Source organism: Enorma sp. (genome assembly GCF_982429025.1).
Genome location: NZ_CEWCAA010000031.1, coordinates 1 through 25,377, shown reverse-complemented (window position 1 = coordinate 25,377; position 25,377 = coordinate 1). Strand labels below are relative to the sequence as shown.

Here is a 25,377-nt window from a genome sequence, read left to right as displayed (position 1 = left end):
TTCGATAGATGCACGAGATTGTACGCCACCTTGTGCGCTGTCGAGGGCTGCGAAGGCGCGTCAGGTATCTGGTGGCGGCGTGGGGAGGCTGCGAACTACGAGTGCCAGGCAGCTGGGTGTCGTCTTGTGTGTTGGCGGCAAGCAACGCGACTGCCAGCAGTGAGCGCCTTGTCTGCTGGCGGTGGGCGTCGCGCCTACCAGTTGCGAGCGTCGCGCCTGCCAGCAGTGAACGCCTTGCGTGTTGGCGCGCGTGCCGCGCCTACCAGCAGCGCGTGCCGCGAGCGCGGAACGGGCAACCCGATGCCACGCGACAGCCCGCGCAAGAGCGCACCGCATCCGACGAGTGCGGGTCGCCTTCGAAGAGCCCGATGAAAGCCGTGATGCTCTTGGTGGGCATGAGCAGGTTGGTTGGCGTGGCGGTGATGCCACAGAGTCGCGTGGCATTGAGCGTGGCGAGCACCGTGGGCTGAACGGCGAGCGGAAGGTCACCGTATCCGGGGCTAAATCGTGCGTTGCAGGAGAGGCCCGCGGCTTGGGCGGCAGCTTCGATCTCGCAGTTGAGCGCATCGGTTGCGCTTTCCACCAGGGCGGAGCAGGCTGCATCAAAGACGGCTCCCTCGAGTGGGTTCTGGCTGCTCAACACGCGTAGGCGCTGCTCGGAGGCCATGCCGAGCGTGACGGCGAGAACGGCGACATATCGTGCGTCCTTGAGGTGGCGAAAGATGTCGCGCCCTGTGAGCGCCAGCGCTGTGCCCTCGAGCGCGATATGGCCCGCAGCAACTGGGGTTTGGTTCGCAGGCACCGGGTGCTCGCGTTTCACCTTTTGGTTCGCAGACACCGGGTGTTCGCGTTTCACCGGGGTGTCGTATGCCGTTCCGCGGGGGAAGACTGCCCAGACGCCAACGGGAGCTGTGCGGGTCACGGCATCGGCCGCGACGGCATCGATGCGCTCGGCGAGCTCTGGTTCGATCTTTTGCCCGTGGTATCCAAGGTAGCGGAGCATTTCGGCACGGTCGAGCGGTGCCGCCCCCGCCCCTGGCCGCCACACGCGTGGAACGCCCAGCGGCAAGGGCGCCCGTCCGGCTTCGCTTTGCCCTGTTGCCGTTTCGCGTTCGGCCACGATAGCTCCGGCGCTATCGGCCGAGCGCCTGCATCGCAGCGGACGCAACCGAGGGGCGGTTCATGGTATAGACGTGCAGGCCGTCCACGCCGTGCTCCTTGAGGTCTTGGAGCTGGCGGCATGCGTAGTCGATGCCCGCCTGCGCGAGGCTCGCCGGGTCATCGTCATATTTGGCCAGGAGCTTGATAACGGGCGATGGGAGCGACGCTCCGCACATGAGCACCATGCGCGTAATCTGCTGCTTGCTCACAAAGGGCATGATTCCGCAGGTGATGGGCACCGTGATGCCGGCCTTTTCGGCAAGGTCCAGGAACCGGTAGCAGTATTCGTTATCAAAGAAGAGCTGGGTAACGAAGAAGCTCGCCCCTGCATCCTGCTTGAGCTTAAGATGCTCGACGCTCGTCTCGAGGCTCTCGCATTCAATATGTCCTTCGGGATACGCTGCGCCGCCCACGCAGAATCCGGCCTCGATGAGCGCGGGGATGATCTGGGCCGCGAACGAGAAGTCGCTTGGGGCGCCGTAGAGCGGGCTGTCTTTCGTGGGGCGATCGCCGCGAAGGGCGAGCACGTTCTCCACACCAGCGGCCTTGTACTGGGCGATGCGCTCCTTGAGCCCTTCCTGCGTGAGCGAAATGCAGGTAAGGTGCGCCACAGAGCTGACGTTGAACTCGCTTTCGAGCATCGAGGCGATGGCGGCGGTCTGGGCGAAATTGCCGCCCCCGCCGGCAGAGCAGGTGACACTGATGAAGTCTGGCCCGTAGGCGCTCAGCTTCTTTGCCGCGTCGTGGGCCTTGTCGAGGGTGAGCTCCCCCTTGGGCGGGAACATCTCGAACGAAACGGGGATCTTGCCTGCTGCGTGGGCTTTGGTAAAGATGTCGTCGACGTGCATGGTTCGCCTTTCGGTCGAGGTGCTCGAATCGTTGCCCTGTCCAATGTCATGCGCCGTGTGGTGCCGCGAGGTCAGCGGGCCCCGGCGGGCCCCGGTGCACGGTGCCGCCGCCGAGGTGGCGCTGCCAAGCTGGCGCGCTGCGCGGTGCCGCCGAAACAACGCCGGAGCAGCGCACCCGGCATGCCGCCCAGGCAGCGCACCCGGCATGCCAACGACGGCGCTTCCGGCATGCCGCCGAGACGACGGGCACTGTTAGCATTATGGAAGCTGGGCGCACTGCTGTGAGGCTGATTTTAGAAATTATTTTTATCACGCCCCGGTAGCGTGCCGTAACGAGCCTCCGCGGCGCTCATGCTGTTACACTAGCTTCTCGGAATGGTATCGCGCCCGCAACGCGTCCGAAATGCCGCGGAAACATGGCGCGACTACCCTGCTTTGTGTTCAGCAGGCAGTTGTTGCCGCGGTATGTGCGCGCGGCGCGTGAACGAAGGGAGCCTCGATGGCAGACCTAACCGATCGCTTCGGGACCATGGTGTTCTCGGAAAGCGTCATGCAGGATTACCTCCCCAAAGACGTGTACAAGACCCTCCTTGCAACCATCGAGGAAGGTGAGCCACTCAACCTGGACGTTGCGAATGCCGTCGCGCACGCCATGAAGACCTGGGCGCTCGAGCACGGCGCGACGCATTACGCGCACTGGTTCCAGCCGCTTTCCGGCATCACGAGCGAGAAGCACGATAGCTTCCTCGAGCCGGCGGGCAACGGCACGGCCATCACCAAATTCACGGGCAAGGCGCTCATCCAGGGCGAGCCCGATGCGTCGAGCTTCCCCAATGGCGGCCTCCGCGCTACGTTCGAGGCACGCGGCTACACCGCATGGGATCCCACGAGCCCTGCCTTCATCAAGGACGAGGTGCTCTGCATCCCCACGGCTTTCTGCGGCTATAACGGTGAGGCGCTCGACAAGAAGACCCCGCTTCTGCGCTCCATGAAGGTGCTCGACACGCAGGCCAAGCGCGTGCTCGCGCTTTTCGGCAAGACGCCGAAGCGCGTGGTGCCGAGCGTGGGCCTCGAGCAGGAGTACTTCCTTATCAAGAAGGACGCCTACCGCAAGCGCCGCGACCTGGTTATTACGGGCCGCACGCTTTTCGGTGCGCCGCCGTGCAAGGGCCAGGAGCTCGAGGAGCATTACTTCGGCGCTATCCGCCCCTCTGTTTCCAAATACATGAAGGCGCTCGATGACGAGCTGTGGGCGCTCGGCATCCCGGCGAAGACCAAGCACAACGAGGTCGCGCCGTGCCAGCACGAGCTTGCGCCCGTGTATACCGAGCTCAACGAGGGCATCGACAACAACATGCTCGTGATGGAGAAGATGAAGCTCGTGGCCACGAACTTCGACCTCACGTGCCTGTTGCACGAGAAGCCGTTCGAGGGTATCAACGGGTCCGGCAAGCACAACAACTGGTCAATCAGCGCCGGTGACGAGAACCTGCTCGACCCGGGCGACACCCCGCTCGAGAACCTGCAGTTCGTGGTGTTCCTCACGGCGGTCATCGAGGCGGTCGACAAGTACCAGGACCTGCTGCGCATGTCGGTGGCGAGCTGCGGCAACGACCATCGCCTTGGTGCGAACGAGGCGCCGCCGGCGATCATCTCCATCTTCCTGGGCGACCAGCTCACCGAGGTCGTGCAGAAGATCATGGACGGCAAAGCGAGCGTCCACGCCACGCATGGCGTGCTCGACCTGGGTGCCGACGTGCTGCCCAACCTGCAGCAGGACAACACCGACCGCAACCGCACCTCGCCGTTCGCCTTCACGGGCAATAAGTTCGAGTTCCGTGCGGTGGGTTCCGAGGCTAACCCCTCCGACCCGAACCTCGTGCTCGACACCGCGGTTGCCGAGGCCCTGAAGGAGTTCGCCGACGCGCTCGAGGGCACGCCTGAGGACGATTTCGCCGAGAAGGCCCTCGAGTACTGCAAGCAGAAGCTGATCGAGCACCGTCGCATCCTCTTCTCGGGCGACGGCTACTCCGACGAATGGCAGGCCGAGGCCGAGCGCCGCGGCTTGGCGAATCTTCGCACCACGGCCGACGCGCTGTCCGCGATGGTGGCCCCCAAGAACCTTGCGCTTTGGCAGAGCATGGGCGTGCTGACCGAGACTGAGGCGTTCAGCCGCTACGAGGTGAAGCTCGAGAAGTACAACAAGCTCATGAACATCGAGGCCACGACGATGATTCGCGAGGCGCGCCGCACGTACCGCCCGGCGATTACCGCCTACGCCACCAAGGTCGCCAAGGGTCTGGAGACCATTCGCGCTGCCGGTGCCGATGCAGCCATGCAATGCGAGCAGAACACGCTCAACAAGCTGTGCAACGGCATCACCGAGATCAACGAGTCCATCAAGGCGCTCGACGCGGTGCATCAGAAGGCCGAGGCGCTTCTCGACGCTCAGGGGCAAGCGAATTGCTACGCGCATGAGGTGAATCCCGCCATGGAGACGCTGCGTGCCGCGGTGGATGCCATGGAAGAGATCGTTGCCGCCGATTACTGGCCGGTACCGACCTACGACGACATCCTGTTCTACGTGTAGGGCGCACTCCTGGAAGAAGCCCCCGCTTCCTCCTTCGCTGGTCCTCGGAGCTCGGCTTTGCCGAGCTCCTGCGGAATCGCTCAGGAGGAAGCGGGGGCTTCCTGCGTTTACTCTGCTCGAAAGGTGGAAAGGGGAGGGTGCTGCGGGGCACTTGCAACTTTTGGGCACTCGGACGCCGATGGGCAGAGTAGCCGGAACCATGGCAAGCCGATGACCTGCTGTTTTGATAACGCTTAGACCGGGTATACTCGGCGAGTCTTCGGTCAAGTGCCCAAAAGTTGAAAAGGGCTCGTCGCTATCCGCTTTCTGGCCATGAACTACGCTCCGCAAACGAACGAACCCGCAGGGCTCAAGGCCTCGCGGGTTCGTACTTCTTGCATATGGTGCCCCCAGCGGGATTCGAACCCGCGATCTTCGCCTTGAAAGGGCGACGTCCTAGGCCGCTAGACGATGGGGACAGCATCGGTAGAGTATAGCAGAGCGCTGCGCGTCCGCCAAGGTCGATTGACGATGGTTTCGTAGCGCGCGCGTTCATCGCGCCGAGCTGCGCATTCGGCAGGCGCGTATCATAGATGTAGCTAGGCTTGCCACGGGGAGGCGCAGACATGGATACGGGATTTATGGACCGGTTGCTACTTGCACAGACGACCATTGACTACGATGTCGACCGGCGCAGCGAGGAGGGGCTCATCGGGCGGTTGCTTGCAAGCGACCGCACGCGGGTGGTCATCGTCGATAACGGGCTCGTCGCCGTGCCCAAGCGTTTTGGGTCGGTGACGCCGGCGGCGCTTGATTGCACGGCCGATCCCGCCGCGCCCCGCCCGGATGCCGAGGCCCCCGTTGGGACGGTGCGGCTAGCTACGGTTAGCGCCGCCGATGTGCGATCCGAGGAGCATCGGCCGGGAGCGCTCTTTGTATATCTTGGGCTCGATCGAGAGGTGGGGCCATCTGCACAGCCCGTTCCGTATCTCGCCCTCGACATCACGCGCGCGGTCGATGAGCCTCGTAATGCTGCCGTCGGTGCCGATCACGAGCTCGGCCGCTCGGCTGTCACCTTTTCGCAGCGAGCGCTTCGCGACTTTGATTGGGTGGAGCTACGCTCGTTCGCGCCTTGCGCGTCGACGCGCGATGCTGGGCTGGCCACGAGTGCCGTTGCGATCTGCGCATGGCATAGCCAACAGCGGTTCTGCCCAGCATGCGGCGCTCCGGTGCGGCCCGCGCTCGCTGGCTGGGCGCAGGCCTGCACGAATCCCGCAGATGCGGACCGCCTGCTCTTCCCGCGCATTGAGCCCGCGGTGATCACGGCCATCGTCGATGACGAGGAGCGCATTCTCTTGCAGCACAACACGGCGTGGCGCGAGCGGTTCTACTCGGTGTCTGCCGGATTCGTGGAGGCGGGCGAGAGCCTCGAGCACGCGGTGCGCCGCGAGGCGCACGAAGAGGTGGGCGTGGAGCTCGACGAAGTGCGCTACCTCGGTTCGCAGCCCTGGCCCTTCCCGGCATCAATCATGTTGGGCTTCCGGGCCCACGCACGAACCGCAGAGGTCGCCGTCGACCATGAGGAGGTTGCGGCGGCGCGCTGGTTCACGCGCGAGGACCTTGCCCGTGCCGTCGCGTCGGGCGAGGTCGAGCTGCCTGGCCGTGCGTCCATCGCCCGGCACATGATTGAGAACTGGTACGGCGCGGAAATCGGGTAAGCGGAGCGAGCGCACGCTGCTTACTTCACCGTAAGCACCGGCACGTCGACCGAGCGCAGTACGCCGAAGCTCACGCTGCCGAGCATGCCGCGGAGGGCTCCAAGGCCACGGCGTCCCATGACCACGAGGTCGATGTTGTGGTTGTCCACGTATTCCGCGATGCCTTCCACAGGAGAGCCTGAAAGTGCCGCGCTCGTCACGATCTGGCATGAGGCATCGTCGCGCGCGTCATCGACCACGTGCTGGATCTCGGTGCGCATGCGGTGGAGCGCGGGCCCCATGACGCCATCGGATTCGAGCTCCTCGCTTAGGTTATCGGGCGCATCGAAGGCGTCACTGCTGAGCGTGGGCGAGGCGAGCGGCCCTGCCGCCACGACCGTGACAACGTGGATCGCAGCTTCGGGATCTCCTCCCACCATACCGAACGCGATGTGCAGCGCGCTCAGGGCGTGTTCAGATTCGTCGTAGGGCACCAGGACGTTTTTGAAGAACATGGCGGCTCCTTCCCGCATGACGACCTTTCCTTGGTTATACCCGGGCAGCGGGCGTTTTCCCTGTGGAAGGGCGGCGGGCTGCGCAAGCGGCGGGTGGGGCGGGGCGAGCGCGCAGGCGGTTGATTTTACTGTGAGGCAGGCTGTTCGCTGGCGCTGCCGTGCTATGATGCTGCGGCCGATCGCGGTGCGGTCGCCGGTCAATGGCGGCCACCCGCACGCGATAAGCGCCTGGGGCTGTCCGCCCCGGGGAGGCGCGCTCCAAGGCGCGTGGATGTGTCCGCGTCTGCCTGGGGAGGTTTGCGCATGAATCATGCTGAGAGCAAGCAATCTGTCGAAGTGGCCCGCAGCGGGCGGGAGACGTGTGCTGCGCAGGAACCGTGCGCTGTGCAGGCACCGGACGCTGTGCAGGTGCCGTGTGCCGCGCAGGCGTCGCACCCCGCAGAGTCGCCACGCTCCGCGCAGGCACCGGGCGGTGAGCGTGTACCGCGCTCTGCACAGGCGTCGCAGTCCGCGCCAACGCCGCATGCCGTGCCTGCGCCCCGTCCGACCGCTGGCAAATGGGTCGTGCTCTTCACCGTCGTAGCCATGACCTTCATGTCTGCGCTCGACAGCAGCATCGTGAACGTTGCTCTGCCCGCGATGCAGCGCGAGCTCGGCGTGGGGGCAGCCGATATCCAATGGGTTTCGAGCATCTACCTGCTCGCATGTTGTGTAACCGTGCTCGTGTTCGGCCGCTTGGGCGACCGTTACGGCAAGGTGCGCTTCTTCCAGGTTGGCGTCGCGCTCTTTACAGCGGGCTCGGCGCTCTGCGGCCTTGCAACGACGCTCCCCGTGCTCATTGGCGCCCGCGTGGTGCAGGCGCTTGGCGCCGCGAGCGCGACGGCGAACAACATGGGCATCGTGACCGAGGTGTTCCCCGCGAGCCAGCGTGGCCGCGCGCTCGGTATAACCTCGACGTTCGTGTCGCTCGGCCTCATGTGCGGCCCCACGATCGGCGGCATGCTTGTGGCGGTGTATCCGTGGGAGTCGATTTTCCTCATCAACGTGCCGGTGGGCATCGTGGCGTTTCTGGTGGGCCTGAAGACCTTGCCGCGCGACGCGCCGCGCACCGGGGCCGACCGGTCTGCGCGCACGGGCTTCGATATCGCGGGTTCCCTACTGCTCGCTCCGGCGATTTTCTTCACCTTCTTCTCACTTACCAACCTCGCGAACGGCGCCACGCCGCTCCTCATGGGCTTGCTTGCGGCGGGCCTTGCGTTGCTCGTGGTGTTCGTGTTGGTGGAGCGCCGCGTGGAGGCTCCGCTTGTCCGCCTCGACCTCTTCGACAACGCGGTCTTTTCGGCCAACCTTGCCGCGATGTTCCTCTGCTTCCTTGCGGTGGGCGCAACCGAATACCTGCTTCCCTTCTTTTTGCAGGACGCTTGTGGGTACGAGTCGAATGTTGCAGGCTTCATCCTCACGGCGATCCCGCTCGGCATGGCCATCATGGGCCCGCTGGGCGGTGCGCTCTCGGACCGTATCGGCAGCTTCTGGCCGTGCCTCGTGGGGCTTGTGATCTACGCAGCGGGCGTCTGGTTCGTAGGCGGGCTTTCGGACGATGCGGGCGTCGTCGTTATCGTGTTGCTTATGGCGGCCATGGCGGCGGGCTCCGGACTGTTCCAGTCGCCGAACAACGCGCTCGTCATGGGGTCGGTTGAGACGGAGGATCTCGGCTTTGCGGGGAGCCTTGTCTCGCTCGTGCGCTACATGGGTATGTCGGCTGGCGTGACGGGTGGCACGGTGCTGCTGTACGGGCAGATGAGTTCCCTGGCAGGCCATGCGGTGACCGGCTATGTGGAGGGGCGCCCGGAGCTCTTCCTTGCGGGCTTCTCGTTTACGTTCGACGTGCTCGCCGTGCTCGTCCTGTTGGGCGCGGCCCTGCTCGTGGTGGGCGCGGTCTTGAAGCGCGGGCGTTGATGCGCGACGGTTGCCGTTTAGCAGCCGCCGCTCGCATACCGAGCCGGCTTGAGTGCTCGCATCGGTTCGAGCGCCCGTGATGGCTCGTTCGTTTGCGCTCGCACGCCCCTGCGCCCGCGCCGGCACGCCCCTGCCGGCCGCCGCGCGTGCACCGGCCCGCGCACCCGCACGTGAGCCACATGCCCATGCCGGCCTTCGCGCGTGCGCCGGCCCTCGCACCCTCTCGCAAGCCGCATGCGCGATCCGACCCGTGTCGAGCGGACGCGGGCGAAGTAGTCCCGTGTGTCGGGGTCCCATGCGCGCAACTCATTCTCGGGCAAGAATGTGTCGAAAAGATGGCTCTAGAAGCCGAGTTTCGACACAATCTTGCCCAAGAATGAAGATCGATGAGGAGTCGGCGGTTCGGACGCGTACGCTTTCGGCATCGGAGGGGGTGCGCAGACGGCGTGGGCGCGGGCGAAGTGCGTTACAATACGTCCGGTTGAAATCGCACATCATCGGAGCACAGACGCACGTCCTGCTTGCCATGCTCGCGCTTGCACCTGCCGCTCGTCGCCTCGCGCGTCGGCGGCCACATGTCAGCGCATGGCAGACCGGCGCGTTGCGCAGAGGAGACCCATGCCAAGCATCGCCGAAGAGGTCGCTTCGCGACGCACCTTCGCCATCATCTCTCACCCGGACGCGGGCAAGACCACACTTACCGAGAAGCTCCTCCTCTATACCGGCACCATCCAGGCGGCAGGTTCGGTAAAGGGGAAGAGCAGTGCCAAGCACGCGGTCTCCGACTGGATGGAGATCGAGAAGCAGCGCGGCATCTCGGTGACTTCGTCGGTGCTGCAGTTCACCTACGATGGCTGCTGCGTGAATATCTTGGACACCCCCGGCCACCAGGACTTTTCGGAAGATACGTACCGTACGCTCATGGCCGCCGACGCCGCCGTCATGGTAATCGATGGCGCGAAGGGCGTGGAGGCGCAGACCGTTAAGCTCTTTCGCGTCTGCGCGCTGCGCGGTATTCCCATCTTCACCTTCGTGAACAAGCTCGACCGCGAGACGCGCGACCCGTTCGATCTTCTGGACGAGATCGAGACGGTGCTCGGCATCTCGACCTACCCCATGAACTGGCCCATCGGCTGTGGCCAGAATTTCCGCGGCGTCTTCGAGCGCGCGAGCCGCCATGTGCTCGCTTTCGAGGGCGACGGCCGCGCGAATGCCACCAAGAAGGTGGATGAGATTGAGGCCGAGCTGGGCGATCCGGCGCTCGATGAGCTCATCGGGGCCGAGAATCACCGTAATCTCATGGACGACATCGAGCTTCTTGATGGAGCGGCGGACGAATTCGACCTCGAGGCCGTTCGTGCAGGCAAGCTCAGCCCCGTCTTCTTTGGTTCGGCGCTCACTAACTTCGGCGTAGAGCCGTTCCTCAAAGACTTCTTGAGGCTTGCGCCGGCACCGAGCCCGCATAAGGATGCGCTCACGGGCGAGCTGGTCGACCCGGCGTCGGACGAGTTTTCCGGCTTCGTGTTCAAGATCCAGGCCAACATGGACAAGAACCACCGCGACCGCATCGCTTTCCTGCGCATCTGCTCGGGCAAGTTCGAACGCGGCATGGACGCTTTCCATATGCAGGGCGGGCGCAAGCTCAAGCTCGCCACGGGCACGGCCATGATGGCCGACGACCGCGCCATCGTGGACGAGGCGTACGCGGGCGACATCGTGGGCCTCTTCGATCCGGGCATCTTCTCCATCGGCGACACGCTCTGCGCCGGTAAGCGCCGCGTGCAGTATGCGGGCATCCCTACCTTCGCGCCGGAGCATTTTGCGCGCATCAGTCAGGTGGACACCATGAAGCGCAAGCAGTTCGTGAAGGGAATGGAGGAGCTTGCACAGGAGGGTGCGGTCCAGATATTCCGCGAGATTGGCGCCGGCATGGAAAGCGTGATCGTGGGCGTGGTGGGCGTGCTTCAGTTCGACGTTCTGGAGCAGCGGCTCAAGAGCGAGTACCACGTTGAGGTGCGCCGCCAGCCGCTCGGCTACACCGATATTCGCTGGATCGCCAACGAACCCGGCTCGGTGGACGTGAAGGAGCTCGACCTTACGCGCGACACCCTGCGCGTGGAAGACATGCGCGGCAGCAAGCTGCTGCTGTTCACGAGCCCCTGGAACGTTGACTGGGCGCACGATCACAACCCTGAGCTCGAGCTTTCCGAGTTCGGCAACGTTTCGTTCTAGCGCCTGCGCCTGCGGCGGCGTTGGGGGCGTCTGGTCTGCAGGCGCCGATGCCGGGGTCGTCTGATCCGCAAGCGCCGGGGCCCGCTCCAGAGGCGTCTGATTCGCAAGCGCCGGTGCCCGCGCCCAGGGCGTCCGGTCTGCTGGAGCCGGTGCCCGCGCCCAGGGCGTCCGGTCTGCTGGAGCCGGCGCCCGCGCCGGAGGCCGCCAGCTCATGAGCACGGACGGCGAACAGGGGCTGTCGACTTTCCCTCTTGCGGGCGCGGCGTGGCGGGGCCGGGAGAGACTATCCCATGGCGTTCATGGCTCTGCACACGCGCGTTTCCGGCGCGTTGCGGGCTGGTTTCTCTTGCATGTACGTGTGCTTTCCGCCCCGTTGCCGTCCGGTTGCCGATGTTTCAGGCTCGTTGTAGCTCGGTAAACGAGGCGAATCTGCCGGGCGGCGACCGTTTAGCTTTTTACCATAGTCGCATTCCATCGGAAGCGGGCCTGCGTGCCGGCGTGGTGGCTCACCGCGAGTTCGGGCCATCGGATTCGCGGCGTGCCATCAGGTGGCGAGTTGCCACGCGGCGTGTGGAGCGCGTCGTTTGGCTACGGAGCCGTGCAGCCACGTAGCCGTGCGGCCACGAAGCCGTGCATGACCCGCTCGATACGAAGGGGGAATGCGCATGTATGATACTGGCTCTACCGCGTTCATGCTCGTCTGCACGATGCTCGTGCTCCTGATGACGCCGGGGCTCGCCTTTTTCTACGGTGGTCTCTCGCGGCGCAAGAACGTCATCAACACCATGTTCATGTCATTCATGGTGATTGGCATCGCGGGGCTCACCTGGGTGTTTGTGGGTTGGTCGCTCGCCTACGGCGGGAGCGGCGACAATCCTATCATCGGTGGTTTCGACCAGGTGGGACTTGCTGGAACAGTTGAGCTGCTCCTTGCGGAGGCCCAGAGCGTGCCCGACGGCACCCTCTACCCAACGGTTCTCGACATCGTTTTCCAGATGGCGTTCGCGCTCATCACGGCTGGCATCGTGACGGGGTCAGTGGCCAGGCGCATGCGCTTCGGGGCGATCGCGCTGTTCATCGGCATCTGGTCGGTCGTGGTCTATGCGCCGCTCGCGCACATGGTGTGGGGCGGTGAGGAAAGCCTCATCGGGGGTATCATCGGCGCGCTCGATTTTGCCGGAGGCGACGTGGTTCACATCAGCTCGGGCCTCACGGGGCTTGTCCTTTGCCTGTTTCTCGGCGGCCGCAAGGGCTTCGGTCTCAAGACGTACCGCGCGCACAATGTTCCGTTCGTTGCGCTCGGTGCGGGGCTGCTCTGGTTCGGATGGTTCGGCTTCAACGGCGGGTCGGCGTTCGCGGCCGATCACATCGCGGTGCTCGCAGTGCTGAATACCGTGGTCTCAAGTGCGGCAGGTATGGCCTCATGGATGGTCGTGGACCGATTGGCAACGGGAAAGTGCACGCTCGTTGGCGCATGCACGGGCCTCGTCGCCGGCCTCGTGGTGGTCACGCCGGCGGCAGGCTACGTGGAGCCATGGGCTGCGGTGGTCATGGGGATCGTCGTTTCGCCGGTGTGCTTCTTCGCGATCTCGCATCTTAAGACGCGGCTTGGTTACGACGACGCGCTCGATGCGTTTGGTTGTCATGGCATCGGCGGTATCCTGGGCGGTGTTCTAACCGGAATCTTTTGCGTTCCGGAGCTTTCGCCGACGGGAATCGGCGGGCTCATCTATACGGGCAATGCGGAGCTTCTTGCTGATCAGGTGCTGGGCATTCTCGTTACGGTGGCGGCCGTTCTCGTGCTCGATGTGGCCATCGCGCTCGTGGTGAAAGCCGTGTTCCATGGACGGTTGCGTGTGGACGGCGGCGAGGAGGCGCTCGGCCTTGACGTGGCTCAGCACGGTGAGAGCGCGTACCCGGCGTACACGGGGCTGGATGTGTAGCGGCGCACTGGTAGAGTGGCAGCGGGCAGCGCTGCATGGACAGGCGGTTCGCCCGGTCGAGCCGGCGGCGGGAATGCTGCGCAGGCAAGGGGGCAATGCCCGGGCGGCTGGTGTTGCCACGCGGGCGACGGCCCGGTGCTGTAGCCTCGACAGCCGCCACCTATCCTGCGAGAGCGAAGGTATTCAACAGGAGGATTCCATGAAGCAGATTACGGCAATCGTTCGACCCGAGATGCTCGAGCCGCTCAAGGATGCGCTCACCAGCGCGGGCGTGCATGGCATGGCGGTTTCGGAGGTGCAGGGTTTCGGCAACCAGCGTGGCTGGAAGGAGTTCTATCGCGGTACCGAGGTGTTGCTCAACATGGTGCCCAAGGTCAAGATGTGCCTCGTGGTGGCAGATGGGGAAGTCGAGGAGCTTATCGATATCATTTGTGCGGTCGCTAAGACGGGCGAGGTCGGCGACGGCAAGATTTTCGTGACCCCGGTCGAGGAGGCCGTTCGTATTCGCACCGGCGAGCGCGGTGAGGACGCCCTGTAAAAATGATAAAACGAACCGGGTTCGTTTTATCATTCCATGTCGGGGAAGTCAGTTTGGCGGAGCGCCTCATAGAGGACAACGGCGGCTGCATTGGAAAGGTTGAGCGCGCTGATGCGGTAATCCGTGGGATCGATGAAGTTACCGCAGATGTCTTGCCGTTGAAGCGCCTCATGCCCGCCCGCTTGGCCGCGTTCGGCTTGCTCCGCCGGGGCGTACCCCTCTTCGGCGAGCTCGCCGGTGCGGTGCTCCCAGGCGGCGCGGTTGGCGAGCGTCGCCTTGTCGGGCAGCATCGGAATGCGTTCGCAGCTCTCGGCATAGCGCGCGAGCAGCTCCTCGGGGATGCCCGAGCTCTCCTTTCCGAGAACGAGATAATCTCCGTCGCGGTACGTGGACTCCGCATGGGTGCGGCGCGCTTTCTTGGTTAGAAGGTGCAGCCGGGGTTCGGGGCCGTGCGCGGCCAGTCCATTGCGGAGACAGAAGTCGTTCCAGTCCGGGTACACCGCAAGGTCGAGATTGCCCCAGTATCCCAAGCCCGCCCGCTTGAGCGCGCGCTCGTCGAGCGAGAAGCCGAGCGGTTCGATGAGATGCAGCCTTGTGCCCGTGACCACGCAGGTTCTGCCGATATTGCCCGTGTTGGCTGGTATCTCCGGCTCGAACAGCACAAGGTTGAACATCGCGGCCTCCTCGCAGGGGACAAAGGTGCTGAGTTGGGACAAGGATGGAACAAAGGCGCCAGGATATTGTGTCCCACTTCAGGCTTCAAAGCAAAACTCTCGCCAAAGGATCGAATTTTTGGCCACCGTCCGAGTACAGCCTCGATTTCGCTCAAAAGAATGCCAGCTAGAAGGACTGCACATTTTCGTGATACTTGGACGTACGCGCAAAATTCGATCCTTTGGCGAGAGTTTTGCGTCGCGGGGCCGCTTTGGAGGTCTTGAGGCTTGTTTTCCGGGCGAGTATGCGTCGCGCGCATAGCGGCATATCGGGGCAGACGGCGGTGTGCCGGCCCGCTGCGGGCACAATGGTGGCGAAGCATAACGATGCCGTGCGAGCACGGCGGAAAGTGAGGCTACCATGGAGTACCTGAAGCTTAACAACAATGTCAAAATGCCGGTCGAGGGCCTGGGCACCTTTCTTATGGGCCCGGCCGAGGCCGAGGCCGCGTCGCTCGCGGCGCTTGAGGCCGGCTACGAGCATATCGATACTGCAAACGCCTACATGAACGAGAGTAGGCGTCTGCTCATACGTTACACAGTGCGTTTCGAACGGCGCTGCGGGTGGGTTGCCTGCAGCGCCGTTTTTTTGCGCGAGGGAGGTGTGCTTGTGGGCCGGCGTGCTCCTACGATGTCGTCCCCTGCATAGACGGGTTCATAAACTTGCCGAGTGCTCCGCATAATCTTGCCGAAGTTACGTGATTTGCGGCATTCGACAAGTTTTTGCGGAGCATTCGACAAGATAGTGAGCGGTATTGCGGAGAGGTCCCCATAGAAGACGAGATAATCATCGTCTGCTTATTTTTAGCCCTCCTCTGATGAAGGACCTTCTGGGCTGTTTTCGCATTGCGCCGAGTATGCATCTGGCGTATAGCGGCATATCGTCATAGCCGCGGGAATAGCCGTGGCATGCGAGCACAATGGAGCCAAGCACAAGCCATGCACTCGCGGCGCCACGGGTTACGGCGCGGGAGGCACAAAGGAGGTTCCCATGGAGTACAAGACCCTTTCCAGCGGCGTGAAGATGCCCATGCTCGGCTGCGGCGTGTTCCAGATCGACGACGCTACCACCGAGCGCTGCGTTGCGGACGCCATCGCGAGCGGCTACCGCATGATTGACACCGCTCAGGCGTATGGCAACGAGCGCGGCGTGGGCGCCGGCATCAAGGCAAGCGGCGTTGCGCGCGACGAGCTCTTCATCGTTAGCAAGGTGTGGGTTTCCAACTACGGCGAGGGCAAGACCTACGACTCCATCAAGCAGTCGCTCGAGCTCCTTGGCGTGGATCAGATCGACCTTATGCTCCTGCACCAGGCCTACAACGATTACCATGCGGCGTGGCGCGACATGGAGCGTGCGTACAAGGACGGCCTCGTCCGTGCGATCGGCGTTTCCAACTTCAATCCCACGTGCCTGCTCGACATCTGCACGTTCGCCGAGGTGGCGCCTATGGTCAACCAGGTCGAGACCCATGTGTTCTGGCAGCAGCACTACGCGCATGAGAACATGGAGAACCTTGGCGTAGCGTACATGGCGTGGGGTCCGTTCGCCGAGGGCACCAACAACTTCTTCCAGAACCCGTTGCTCTCCGAGATTGGCGAGAAGTACGGCAAGTCCGTGGGCCAAGTGGCGCTGCGCTACCTCCTCGATCTCGGCGTCATCGTGATTCCCAAGTCTACGCACAAGGAGCGCATGGAAGAGAACTTCGACGTGTTCGACTTCCAGCTTTCTGACGAGGATAAGGCGAAGATCGCCGAGCTCGATTGCGACCGCTCGATTTGCTATGACCATCGCGACGTGCAGCTTATCGGCGGCCTGCTAAATCTTGTGAAGGGGCAGATTGCCGCGCAGGCGTAGGCGTGCAGCCGAAAGGCATGGTGGTATGCGCGCTCGGTATCGAGCGCGAGGCGATATTGCGGGATAGGCGGGTGTCCTTCGGATTGCCCGCCTTTTCTAGTGCGGGAACAGGCCGATCGAAAATGATAAAAGTAACCCGGTTAGTTTTATCACCCGGTTAGTTGTATCGTATGGCAACGCTGGAACATGTTCCAGCGTTGCCTTCCAGGCAATATCGTGCCCGCCCGGTTGCGGGAGGCCCATTGCTGCCAGGGTGTTCACCGGGCGACCTCGGCTGCGCAGCTACCGCCTAACCGCCTCGACGATATCCAGCACGGCCTGCGGCGCGTCGATCATGGCGACCACGTAAAACGTGGCGTGCGCGTCGGCGTCTTGGATGGGCACGCGCACGCGGTTCTCGTCGGGGTGGTTGAACTTGGATACGTCGGTGACAAAGCCCAGCACATCTGACGTGCGAATCAGCTGCGCGAGCACGTTGGAATCCTGCTGCATGATGATTCGCGCGTTGGGCAGTGCCGCGCGCGTCATGTCGCCCCAGAAGCCGACGTCGGCGTTCATGAGGAAGGTGCGACCGTCGAGGTCCGCGAGCCTGACGCTCGTCTGCTGCGCGATGGGGTCCGTTGCCGGTGCGTAGATGAAGAGGTTCTCGACCATGAACGGCACGCAGACCACGTTAGGCAGGCCGATGGGCCGCCGCGTGATTGCAAGGTCGGCCGAGCGGTCGAAGAGCCTTCTCTCGACTTCTTGCTCGTCATCGATGGTTTCCGAGGTGAGCATGGTGCCCGGAAAGCGCTCGGTTACGCGTGAGGCGAGCCTCCAGACCGGTGCCGGTGCGACGGACGCGACGTTGAGTGTTTTGAGCTGCCGGTCTGTCGTATTAGGGACGGGCTTGCGGCACTTTTGCATAGATTTTCCGCCGAATGGAGCCGCCATTAATAAAAGTCCGGCCAAAGGATCGGATTTTCACCTACCCCTGAAGTAGACCGTTTTTACGCGAGCCCCTGAGCAGGCATTTTGTGGCGGGCTGCTCTCTGTATACATAGGGGTATCCCGAAAATCCGATCCTTTGGCGGGAGTTTTGATCCCGGCCTGCGCTTTGGATGCCGGACGGGGCCTTCGCCGCTGCGCCGAGGCCAGCTTTCCGGCCACGAATTGGAAGAGTGGGGCTTCTACGGCGGCAAGGGCTTTGGGTATGTCGACCGTGCTCCTGCGTCTTCAGTGCTCGGCACCGTTTTCGAGCCGCTTGTTGGCGCATGTCCGAGCGACCATCATCGTTTGGTTAACGGTCGCTCAGGCAAAGGACCAATCACGAGAGACACTGTTGGCGCCAAGCTCGAAGTGCAGCTTAGCGATGCCAAGGTCGATGCGCCCGCATGAGACGGCGGGCAGCGCCCGGGCGTGCACGGTGTGCTCGTCGGCGGCAAGTTCGAAGCGGAAGCGCTGCTGGTTGACGGCGGTGGGGGCGAGCTGGGCAGCCTTGAGACCAGCAACGAACCAGGCGGGCGCCGTAGCGAGTTCCGAGCCGGCGGCCGTTCGGCCAAGCTTCTCGATTGGTTTTACCTTATGCGCGGCGCCGGTCTTTTCGCCATATCCGAGCGCGATGCAGCAGACGAACTTCTCGCCCGCCGCCACGCGCGCGGCACTTGCCTTCTTGCTATACGTGAGCGCCATCCAGCAGGTATTGAGTCCGAGTTCTTGTGCGAGCAGCACGAGCCGTTCGCCCGCATAGCCGCACGCCTCATCGAGGCCGGGGCGCGTGGGCCCTACGAGCGCGATGTGGTTGCGCACGTTGCGAAACGACCCGTAGTGTGCGAGCCGGCCGTCGAATGCCTCGGGGTTGTCGAGGCAGAGTTGGATGGAAAGGCCGAGCCGCTCGTTCAGAGCGTCGGCCTCGGCCTGCAGCTGCGCGACGGCACCTTCCTTGATGGGCCGGTCAGTGAAGCTTCGCACTGAGTGGCGAGCGGCGAGGAGACTCATGAGGTCGGTACGGTTGAGCGTGGCGATGTGTCGGTCGAAGGGGCTGGGCGGCGTGACGGTCGGTGCGGTCATGCGGGTTCCTTTCTGGAGATGGCCGAATGGGGTGAGGGGGATGAGCCTGCGGCAGGGGATGGGCCTGCGGTGGAAAGCCCCGCGGTGGAGGATGAGCCCGCGGAAGAGGATCCTGCGGCGGCGAAGGTCGCTGAAGTGGGGGATTTCGCGGCAGAGCACGTCGCGGTGGAGTGCCCTGCGGCGGGAGAAGGGTTCGCGTCAGCGCGGCTGTCTGTGGCAGGGGAAGGGCCGGAGCCGGATTCTCTACACGCGTGCTTCCCGGCTTCTGCCCGCGCATCAAGTTCTTGGGCGAGGCGTACGAATTGCTCAGCATGCGTGGTCACGCGAGCGAGCTGCGCCCAACGGTCGAGACGAGCGCTTGCGTGGTAGAAGTTCTTCGTTCCCTGCTGATAATGATCGACGAGGCCTGCGTCCTGCAGAACCTTGAGATGGTGCGAAGTCGCGGGGTGCGAAAGCCGTGCAAGTTTGGCAAGATCGCCTACGCGCACGCCGCCGGGGTACTCGAGCAGCGCCACGAAAATGAGCTGGCGGTTCTCGTTGCCGAGCGCTACAAGCATGTCCCGGCAAGCGCTGAACTCGCGCGCGAGCTGCTGCATGGAACGCGCCGCTGCTTGCGAGCCGCAGATATCGCTCATGGCGCCTCCTTTGCTCGGACGTTTATGCGGTACCGTTCAATGGTTCACAAAAGCGAACCGTTCACCGCATTGTGGGGCATCGGGTGCACGTTGTCATCATCGGGAAAGAAAAACGAGACCAATGAATGGCCGTCGGGGGAAGGCATTGCTGCAGGAATGCGTTCGGTCATACCGTATTCCCGCGAAACCCTGCGCTGGCCTACTGTTCGTGCGATTCGTGGTTCGCGTGTTATCACAACGCACTATGCATAGCGGACCCGTCAGCTGTTGTCCGCACCAGCATCTAGACTTACATTTAGAGGGACATGCGAAGCAGCAGCGACCGCGTGCCGTCACCCATGCGTTATCGGTGCCGGTATTTGGGCTGGTAGTGCTGTTTGCGGCAGGCATGGCTGCCGCCGTCTGCTTCGTCAACAAGGGGAGGGCATCATGCAGTACCGCACGCTTGGCAACACGGGGCTCAAAGTCAGCGAGATCGGCTTTGGCGGCGAATGGATGGACGGCACGCTCGAAGAAACGCTCGCCGTCACGCGCGCCTGCGAGGACGCGGGCATCAACATCCTCGATTGCTGGATGCCCGACCCCACGCGCCGCTCCAACCTGGGCGACGCGCTTCAGGAGCTCGGCAGTCGCGAGCACTGGATTATCCAAGGGCACCTCGGCTCCACGTGGCAGGGCGAGCAATACGTACGCACGCGCGACCTCGACCAGGTCAAGCCCGCCTTCGAGGACCTGCTTCAGCGCTTCCATACCGACTACATGGACCTTGGCATGATTCACTACGTGGATAAGGTCGAGGAGTTCGAGCAGATTATGGCCGGCCCGTTCTGGGGCTACGTGCAGGAGCTCAAGCAGGCCGGTGCCATCCACCACGTCGGCCTTTCCACCCACAATCCAGCGGTGGCCAAGCTCGCGGCGGCCGAGCCGGGCATCGAGATGATGCTCTTCTCCGTGAACCCGGCGTTCGACATGATGCCCGCGAGCGACAATCTCGACGATCTCTTCGGCGATTACAGCGACGAGAGCCTCGACGGCATCAACCAGGATCGCGCGGAGCTCTATGCGCTCGCCGAGCAGGCGGGCACAGGCATCACGGTCATGAAGGGCTACGCGGGCGGCCGCCTGCTCGATGCCGCGACCTCGCCGTTCGGCGTCGCGCTCACGCCAGTGCAGTGCATCCACTACGCGCTCACTCGCCCGGCGGTGGCGAGCATCATGGTCGGTTTCACCACGCCGGAGCACGTGGCCGACGCCGTGGCGTACGAGACGGCCGGGCCCGATGAGCGCGACTACGCGAGCGTGCTCGCCGGTGCGCCGCGCCACGCCTACTACGGGCAGTGCACGTACTGCGGCCACTGTGCGCCGTGTCCCAAGGGCATCGACATCCCCACGGTCAATAAGTTCTACGACCTCGCAGCCATGCAGACGGAGGTACCGGATTCCGTGCGCGAGCACTATCGCGCGCTCGACGAGCGCGCCGACGCGTGCATCGCCTGCCATGCGTGCGAGGGCCGTTGCCCCTTCGGCGTGAAAGTGGCCGAGAAGATGGCGCAGGCGGCGGAGCTTTTCGGCCGCTGGTAGCTCGATGGGTGAGGCTAGCTCGGTTTTACCGCTCCGAGACGGCGCCGCCCTCGACGCGCCACGTGCGCGCGGTGCAGGCACGCAGAAACGCATGGTCGTGGCTTACGAGCAGCAGCGCGCCGGGGTACGCGGCGAGCGCCCGCTCAAGGGCCTCGACCGAATGAAGGTCCAGGTGATTGGTGGGCTCATCCATGATGATGAGCTCAGGCGCGCGCAGCATTCCAAGCGCTAGCATAAGTTTGCGCAGCTCGCCGGGGCTTGTTCTTCCGCCTTCGAGGATGCGGTCCGGTTCGGAGTTGAGCTGTGCCACGGTCGAGAGCACGCGTCCGCGCTCGGCGGGGGAAAGCTCGGTCACGCGTCGCACAATGCGTTGCCGCTCTTCGGTTGTTAGTTCCTGCGGAATATCAAGGACGGCGAGGTCGGCGGCGATGCGAGGCTTCAGATAGCGCAGGAGCGTGCTTTTGCCCGCGCCGTTCGGCCCCACGATGCCGATATGGTCGGTGTTGCCCACGAACAGGCGCGGCACCGTGAGCACGCTGGGCCCGCAGGGTATTTCGGTCGCGTCGATGCGCAGAAGCGTCTTGCGCGGGCTCGGCCGCGCTTCGAGCCAGAGGTCGCCGTCGTAGCGCTTTTCGATGCGCGCTTGGTCGAGGCGGTCGCGCGCGGCGGCAACCCGTGCGTCCATTTGAGCGGAGAGCCTGCCCCGCGCGCCGTCCTGCCCGGTGAGCTTGGCAAGGTCGATCTTACCCTTAGCGGAATGGTCTTTCGGGTCGAGGTGGCGTTTGGAGAGGCGCGCCTGCGCCCGCGCGGCTTCGTGCGCTCGGGCATCCTTTTCGGCAGCGAGGCGCGCCAACTGAGCTTTTGCCGTTTGCCGCTCTCTTTGGTTCGCCGTCCGTTCACGCTCCGCCTGCGCATGCGCTGCCGTGTAGCCGCCGGGCCGCCCAATGAGCTTGCCCGCTTCGAACGAGATGCAGCGGTCCGCGAGCGCATCGAGTAGGTCGCGGTCGTGGCTCACAAGGATGCCCACGCCGGTGAAGCTGCGGAGCGCTTGGGCGAGTTCCTCGCGGGCTTCGTGATCGATATGGTTGGTCGGCTCGTCGAGCACGAGCGCGTCGGGTCGCTGCCAAAGCGCAACGGCGACCTGCAGCTTTTTGCGCTCGCCATGCGAGAGCTCGTCGAAGCGCCAGGGCATCTCGTCGTCCAGATGAAAGATCTCTCGCAACCGCCGCGCTTCGCGCCCATAGTCGAGGGCAAAGTCTGCGAGCGCGTCGGGTGGGACATCCGTTTCTTGGGGGCAGAGCACGCAGAAGAGGCCTCCCGTCACGCTGCCAGAGTCAGGCTTGAGCGCGCCAACCGCAATGCGTGCGAGCGTGGTCTTGCCGCAACCGTTGTCGCCCAGAAGGCCGCTCCAGCCTTGTGGGAAGGTGACATTTACGTTGTTCAGGATGGGTTCCGTGGCGCCAGGATAGGTGTAGCGCACGTTCGAAAGGGTAATCTGCATTGGCATGTCTTCCTGGTAGGGCGTCGTGCTCGGTGCCATGGGACTCTTGGCGAACCGGTGTGGCCGCGGGTTGCGGCGCCACAGTGCGGCTGCCGGCTACGAGCGCCAAATGAATAAGTGGTTGAACATGTCTAGCAGATGCGCACGGTACCTCGTTCCTCCTCGCCGGACCGATGGCGTCGCCACACGCGCTGCAGGGCCTCATGCCCTACTCGGCCAACGGCGCCAGTATACGGTCCTTCCCGCTCGCGCGCAATGCCAAAACTGTCGAATGGGGGCTGTCGCCATTTGACATGCTTGTTGCCATTTTTCAATGCCGGTCCGCTGCCGCTTTTCAATAAACTTTCATGCCGAAGTACGCAGTAAGAGACTGAAATCTCTTTCTTATTGCGTAATTCGGCATGAAAGTTTATATGAGAGGCTGGCCTGGCGTCACGTTGAACGCGTTTCGTCTGCCTGCGGTCTGCCGTGGCACTCGTTTGCACCGTAGCGTCCGTCCATGCCATGCGTATCAGTTTTATATTCACTTTTGCCTTGCGATTGAAAAGTTTCAAGCAGGGAGTGGCAGCGTAGAGGTGCCTAGAGTGAAGAGCTGCTTGGGCGGGTGCCGGAGCGCGATGGAGGTCTTCGCGCTTCAGGCCAAATGAAGGGGACCGGGCGAACGGCGGGCGTGCGGCGAACTCGCCGCAGAAAGCACCTGTTAGAACCCGTTGCGGTTGGCGAAGCGCTCGGATTCGTCGTAGACGCCGTCAACGGATTCCGCCCAGGGAATGAAGTCGGGCGTGTCGACGATGATGCCGTCGGCGTCCCATGCCGCTTGGTGAGAGAGGTCCCAGGCTTCGCGCGGTTGCGGGCGCACGGGCAGGTACGGTGCCATGTAGGTGGGGTTGAGCAGGAAGAACGCTCCTCCTTCGCATCGCGCGGCAAAATCGCGGAGCGCCCTGCGCGCGGGCTTGCGGCGACCGAGCTTGTAGAGCAGGAGCGTGCGGGCAAGCAGGAACCACGGCGAATCGTCGAGCACCGCGGCGGCGCGCTCGCCGCGCTTCGCCTCGAGTTCATGGGCGAAGGCGAAAAAGCCCTCCTCATCTTCCAAGCGCGCGAGCGCCAGGAACACCGTGCCCTCGGCGTGGCTTGGGTACCCCGAGGCCCGGAGCACCAGGCGCGCATAGCGCTCGGCCGCCCGGTAGCGCGCGCTCGCGAGGCACATCTGGGCGAGCGCTTCGAGCGTGTGGAGCCAACCGACGAGCGTCGGCTCCTCGACGGTCAAGACGGCTGTCGTGGTGATCGGGTCTGCGCCTTCGAGCGTGCGCTCCGCCACGAACCGTTCATCCCAAAAATGAGGTGCGTTGTCGGAGAATCCCGCTACGTTGCTCACGAGCTGCTCGTGCACGCGGTGCTCGAGCTTCATGAGCTCGCCGAGGCAGGCGTCGATGCTGATGTTCGAGAGCAAAAGCCCCACGAGGTTCGCGTCGATGCACATGCGGTCGGTCTCGGCAATCTTGAACAGGGCGAGCCGCGTCTCGTCGAAGAGCTGGGCGCGCTTGCGATCGAACTCTTCGTCGTCCGGAACGTCCTCGATGGCGCGGAGGCGCTGCATGAGGTGCTCGTGGGCATGGGCGTAGGCAACGAGAGCCTGCTCATGGGCGCTGTTGGCGTATTTCTCCATGCGCTGCGGGATGTCTTTGTGCACGAGCTCGCGCGCCGCCGCTGTAAGCTCTGGGTGCGCCGCCAGATACATGCGCTCCAGGTATGCCGAGACGTAGGTCCGCGCTTCCATCAGTTCTCGCCTCCGCCGCCCACGCCCCGCGCGCCATGTGGAGCGCGCTGGCGTTTCGCGGATTCCTGAAGGTCTCCCTCAACGAGCTCGTGCGTGGCGATCCACACTGCGAGTCCGGCGTTGTCGGGCGCACCGAGCCCCTCTTGCAGGAGCGGCGTCGCTTCGCTTATGGCGAGCACGAGTTCATCCTCGCTTCCGGGCATCACGTTAACGCGCCCGAAGACGCCGTCGGGGAACTCGGCTTGGAAGTAAAGCGCCTCGGCTGCGTGCGGGTAGGTCTGGAGTATCGAGCGCAGTGCCCGGGTCGCGCCCGCGAAGTCGAGCTCGTGGTAGGCGATGGCGAGCTCGGCAAGAAGCTCCCATGCGTCAGAGGTCTTTTCGGCAAGATGGTGCCGGCGGCGGGCGGGTGTGGGCGAGCGGTACGCCGCAGCGTGCTTCTGACGAAAGCGACGCAGGTCATCACGGGTACATTCAAGTTTTGCCATGGCGAGCACCGCGGTCAGGCGCACATCGGCGGGATCGTCGGGTGCGAAAGCGAGGCAGTCTTCGGCAGTATCGAGCGCGAGGTGGTATTGCCCGGCTACGAGCGCGCGTGCGGCGATGGCGGCAAGCCAGCGCACATAGGGCCGCTTGCCAAACCCGTTCGCGAATTCCCGCGCATAGACATCGCGGGCGGAGGAGACCATCCGCTCGAGGTCCGCCTCAACCTCAGCCCGGTGGTCGATGAGGTAGCCCACATAGGCGTCGTTCGTTTCGGCTTCCACCGCCGCGAGCATGCGCTTGGCGTCCCAGTTACCGGGGTCGAGCTCGCATGCCTCGCGTAGCTGCGCCTCGGCTTCTGCCGCCTCGCGATCAGCGGTCTCGTCGTCCTGGGCGAAGGGCAGGCGGTAGTCGATGGTCTCGGTAGCAAGGGTGACCAGGTGGAATGACCTATCGCGATCGGTGGCAACGAGGCTCGCCGGGTCGCGGTTGTACTTCTGCAGGCACGATTCGATGAACGGCGCGTTCTCGATGGGGTAGATGCGCTCGCGCTGCATCGCGCCGAGGATCAGGCGCAGGCAATCTTCTTGTATGGGGTCGTATGCCATGGGCCTCCCTCCGCGCTGTCTGAGCGCATTACCGCGTGCGCTATGGCTGCTCTCCGCGCGCCGACGTATCTCGGCGCTTCGTATGGTGAATGGAATAGGATAGCACGTACGGGTATGTTCTGCCACGCGCGTGCTTGCGAGCGCGTTTGTGTGAGGGCTTTGGGGTAGTGCTCGCGTTCTCTAGCGAGATTCGGACAACGTTTGCCTTGTCGGGCGAAGTTCGAGCGCCATCTGCGTTCTCGGGCGAGTTTCGGACATTGTGGGCGTTTTCGGGCGACTTCTGGACGCTCAGGGGGCTCGGACATTTCTTTGGACGGGCCTAGGCGGCCAGCCCGAGCCGCTCCCTGCGGCCCCTGATCGTATCGTACACGGTGAGGCCCCCCTCGCGGAAGGCCTTGAGCCGGCCCTCCCGGTACCAGCGGACGTAGTCCCCGAGAGCCCCGACGAACTCCTCGGCCGTCCAGCCGGACCAGTCGCGCCCGCGGAAGAACTCGACCTTGAGCGTGCCGAAGAAGCCCTCCATCGCGGCGTTGTCGGGCGAGTGCCCCTTGCGCGACAGCGACCTGGTGACGCCGAGCCGCCCGCACTCGGCGACCCAGTCCGGGGTGCGGTAGTGCCAGCCGCGGTCGGAGTGCAGCAGGAAGCCGCCCCCGACGGCCGCCGCGGCCCCTCCCAGCATCTCGGCGACGAGGGCCTTGGAGGGGCTGGTCCCGGCCGAG

The 25,377-nt window shown here is 64.0% G+C and carries 20 protein-coding genes and 1 tRNA gene; 9 read left to right on the top strand and 12 right to left on the bottom strand.

The window, feature by feature from the left end; all coding sequences use genetic code 11:
- Positions 1-259: 259 nt before the first annotated feature.
- Together AC1VS5_RS06430 and AC1VS5_RS06425 are read right to left on the bottom strand one after the other, a co-directional pair.
- Positions 260-1,120: a hypothetical protein gene (locus AC1VS5_RS06430; protein WP_481218095.1), complete on the bottom strand. Its 861-nt coding sequence runs from the start codon at positions 1,118-1,120 to the stop codon at positions 260-262.
- 13 nt (positions 1,121-1,133) lie between these two features.
- Positions 1,134-2,009, bottom strand: coding sequence for a methylenetetrahydrofolate reductase (locus AC1VS5_RS06425; RefSeq protein WP_481218094.1), 876 nt, complete (start codon positions 2,007-2,009; stop codon positions 1,134-1,136).
- 499 nt (positions 2,010-2,508) lie between these two features.
- Here AC1VS5_RS06425 and AC1VS5_RS06420 point away from each other — a divergent pair, with 499 nt between their 5' ends.
- Positions 2,509-4,599, top strand: coding sequence for a glutamine synthetase III family protein (locus AC1VS5_RS06420; RefSeq protein ID WP_204627607.1), 2,091 nt, complete (start codon positions 2,509-2,511; stop codon positions 4,597-4,599).
- 381 nt (positions 4,600-4,980) lie between these two features.
- On the opposite strand, the gene AC1VS5_RS06415 is transcribed toward AC1VS5_RS06420, so the two are convergent.
- Positions 4,981-5,057, bottom strand: a tRNA-Glu gene (locus AC1VS5_RS06415).
- A 147-nt stretch (positions 5,058-5,204) separates the two neighbouring features.
- Between AC1VS5_RS06415 and nudC the strand changes: the two genes are divergently transcribed.
- Entirely contained in the window at positions 5,205-6,296 is a 1,092-nt protein-coding gene (gene nudC / locus AC1VS5_RS06410) for an NAD(+) diphosphatase (RefSeq protein ID WP_481218093.1), read from the top strand.
- Positions 6,297-6,316: 20 nt separating this feature from the next.
- On the opposite strand, the gene AC1VS5_RS06405 is transcribed toward nudC, so the two are convergent.
- Positions 6,317-6,790, bottom strand: coding sequence for a universal stress protein (locus tag AC1VS5_RS06405; RefSeq protein WP_481218092.1), 474 nt, complete (start codon positions 6,788-6,790; stop codon positions 6,317-6,319).
- A 384-nt stretch (positions 6,791-7,174) separates the two neighbouring features.
- Here AC1VS5_RS06405 and AC1VS5_RS06400 point away from each other — a divergent pair, with 384 nt between their 5' ends.
- The 4 genes from AC1VS5_RS06400 (at position 7,175) to AC1VS5_RS06385 (ending at position 13,459) form a co-directional block, all read left to right on the top strand.
- Complete coding sequence (locus tag AC1VS5_RS06400) at positions 7,175-8,746, top strand: MFS transporter (RefSeq protein ID WP_481218091.1); 1,572 nt, start codon at positions 7,175-7,177, stop codon at positions 8,744-8,746.
- Positions 8,747-9,364: 618 nt separating this feature from the next.
- Positions 9,365-10,978 carry a peptide chain release factor 3 gene (locus AC1VS5_RS06395; protein WP_419043998.1) on the top strand — a complete coding sequence of 538 codons (1,614 nt, stop codon included), beginning with the start codon at positions 9,365-9,367 and terminating at the stop codon, positions 10,976-10,978.
- Positions 10,979-11,643: 665 nt separating this feature from the next.
- Complete coding sequence (locus AC1VS5_RS06390) at positions 11,644-12,921, top strand: ammonium transporter (protein WP_481218090.1); 1,278 nt, start codon at positions 11,644-11,646, stop codon at positions 12,919-12,921.
- A gap of 199 nt (positions 12,922-13,120) precedes the next feature.
- Entirely contained in the window at positions 13,121-13,459 is a 339-nt protein-coding gene (locus AC1VS5_RS06385; RefSeq protein ID WP_019128916.1) for a P-II family nitrogen regulator, read from the top strand.
- Positions 13,460-13,488: 29 nt separating this feature from the next.
- Here the strand turns inward: AC1VS5_RS06385 and AC1VS5_RS06380 are convergent, their stop codons facing one another.
- Positions 13,489-14,133, bottom strand: a complete 645-nt coding sequence (locus tag AC1VS5_RS06380; RefSeq protein ID WP_481218089.1) for a tRNA (cytidine(34)-2'-O)-methyltransferase — start codon at positions 14,131-14,133, stop codon at positions 13,489-13,491.
- Between the two features lie 400 nt (positions 14,134-14,533).
- Here AC1VS5_RS06380 and AC1VS5_RS06375 point away from each other — a divergent pair, with 400 nt between their 5' ends.
- On the top strand, positions 14,534-14,821 hold the full coding sequence (locus AC1VS5_RS06375) for a hypothetical protein (RefSeq protein WP_481218088.1): 288 nt from the start codon (positions 14,534-14,536) through the stop codon (positions 14,819-14,821).
- A 342-nt stretch (positions 14,822-15,163) separates the two neighbouring features.
- Positions 15,164-16,027 carry an aldo/keto reductase gene (locus AC1VS5_RS06370; protein ID WP_481218087.1) on the top strand — a complete coding sequence of 288 codons (864 nt, stop codon included), beginning with the start codon at positions 15,164-15,166 and terminating at the stop codon, positions 16,025-16,027.
- A gap of 282 nt (positions 16,028-16,309) precedes the next feature.
- Here AC1VS5_RS06370 and AC1VS5_RS06365 read toward each other — a convergent pair whose 3' ends face one another.
- The 3 genes from AC1VS5_RS06365 to AC1VS5_RS06355 form a co-directional block, all read right to left on the bottom strand.
- Positions 16,310-16,933 (bottom strand): substrate-binding domain-containing protein, encoded by a 624-nt coding sequence (locus tag AC1VS5_RS06365; RefSeq protein ID WP_481218086.1) that lies wholly within the window; start codon positions 16,931-16,933, stop codon positions 16,310-16,312.
- 384 nt (positions 16,934-17,317) lie between these two features.
- Positions 17,318-18,076, bottom strand: a complete 759-nt coding sequence (locus AC1VS5_RS06360) for a nitroreductase family protein (RefSeq protein ID WP_481218085.1) — start codon at positions 18,074-18,076, stop codon at positions 17,318-17,320.
- On the bottom strand, positions 18,073-18,711 hold the full coding sequence (locus AC1VS5_RS06355) for an ArsR/SmtB family transcription factor (RefSeq protein WP_481218084.1): 639 nt from the start codon (positions 18,709-18,711) through the stop codon (positions 18,073-18,075). Before AC1VS5_RS06355 ends, AC1VS5_RS06360 begins: the two co-directional genes overlap by 4 nt.
- A gap of 429 nt (positions 18,712-19,140) precedes the next feature.
- Here AC1VS5_RS06355 and AC1VS5_RS06350 point away from each other — a divergent pair, with 429 nt between their 5' ends.
- Positions 19,141-20,292 (top strand): aldo/keto reductase, encoded by a 1,152-nt coding sequence (locus AC1VS5_RS06350; RefSeq protein ID WP_481218083.1) that lies wholly within the window; start codon positions 19,141-19,143, stop codon positions 20,290-20,292.
- Between the two features lie 25 nt (positions 20,293-20,317).
- Here AC1VS5_RS06350 and AC1VS5_RS06345 read toward each other — a convergent pair whose 3' ends face one another.
- From AC1VS5_RS06345 to AC1VS5_RS06330, 4 genes are all read right to left on the bottom strand, one after another.
- Positions 20,318-21,832, bottom strand: a complete 1,515-nt coding sequence (locus tag AC1VS5_RS06345; RefSeq protein WP_481218082.1) for an ATP-binding cassette domain-containing protein — start codon at positions 21,830-21,832, stop codon at positions 20,318-20,320.
- A 661-nt stretch (positions 21,833-22,493) separates the two neighbouring features.
- Positions 22,494-23,570, bottom strand: coding sequence for a hypothetical protein (locus tag AC1VS5_RS06340; protein ID WP_481218081.1), 1,077 nt, complete (start codon positions 23,568-23,570; stop codon positions 22,494-22,496).
- The gene (locus tag AC1VS5_RS06335) at positions 23,570-24,658 is read right to left on the bottom strand and encodes a hypothetical protein (protein ID WP_481218080.1); all 1,089 of its coding nucleotides are present in this window, start codon (positions 24,656-24,658) and stop codon (positions 23,570-23,572) included. The genes AC1VS5_RS06340 and AC1VS5_RS06335 overlap by 1 nt, the downstream gene beginning before the upstream one ends.
- Before the next feature lie 319 nt (positions 24,659-24,977).
- On the bottom strand, positions 24,978-25,377 hold a 400-nt coding region (locus tag AC1VS5_RS06330), incomplete at its 5' end, for an IS3 family transposase (RefSeq protein WP_481218079.1).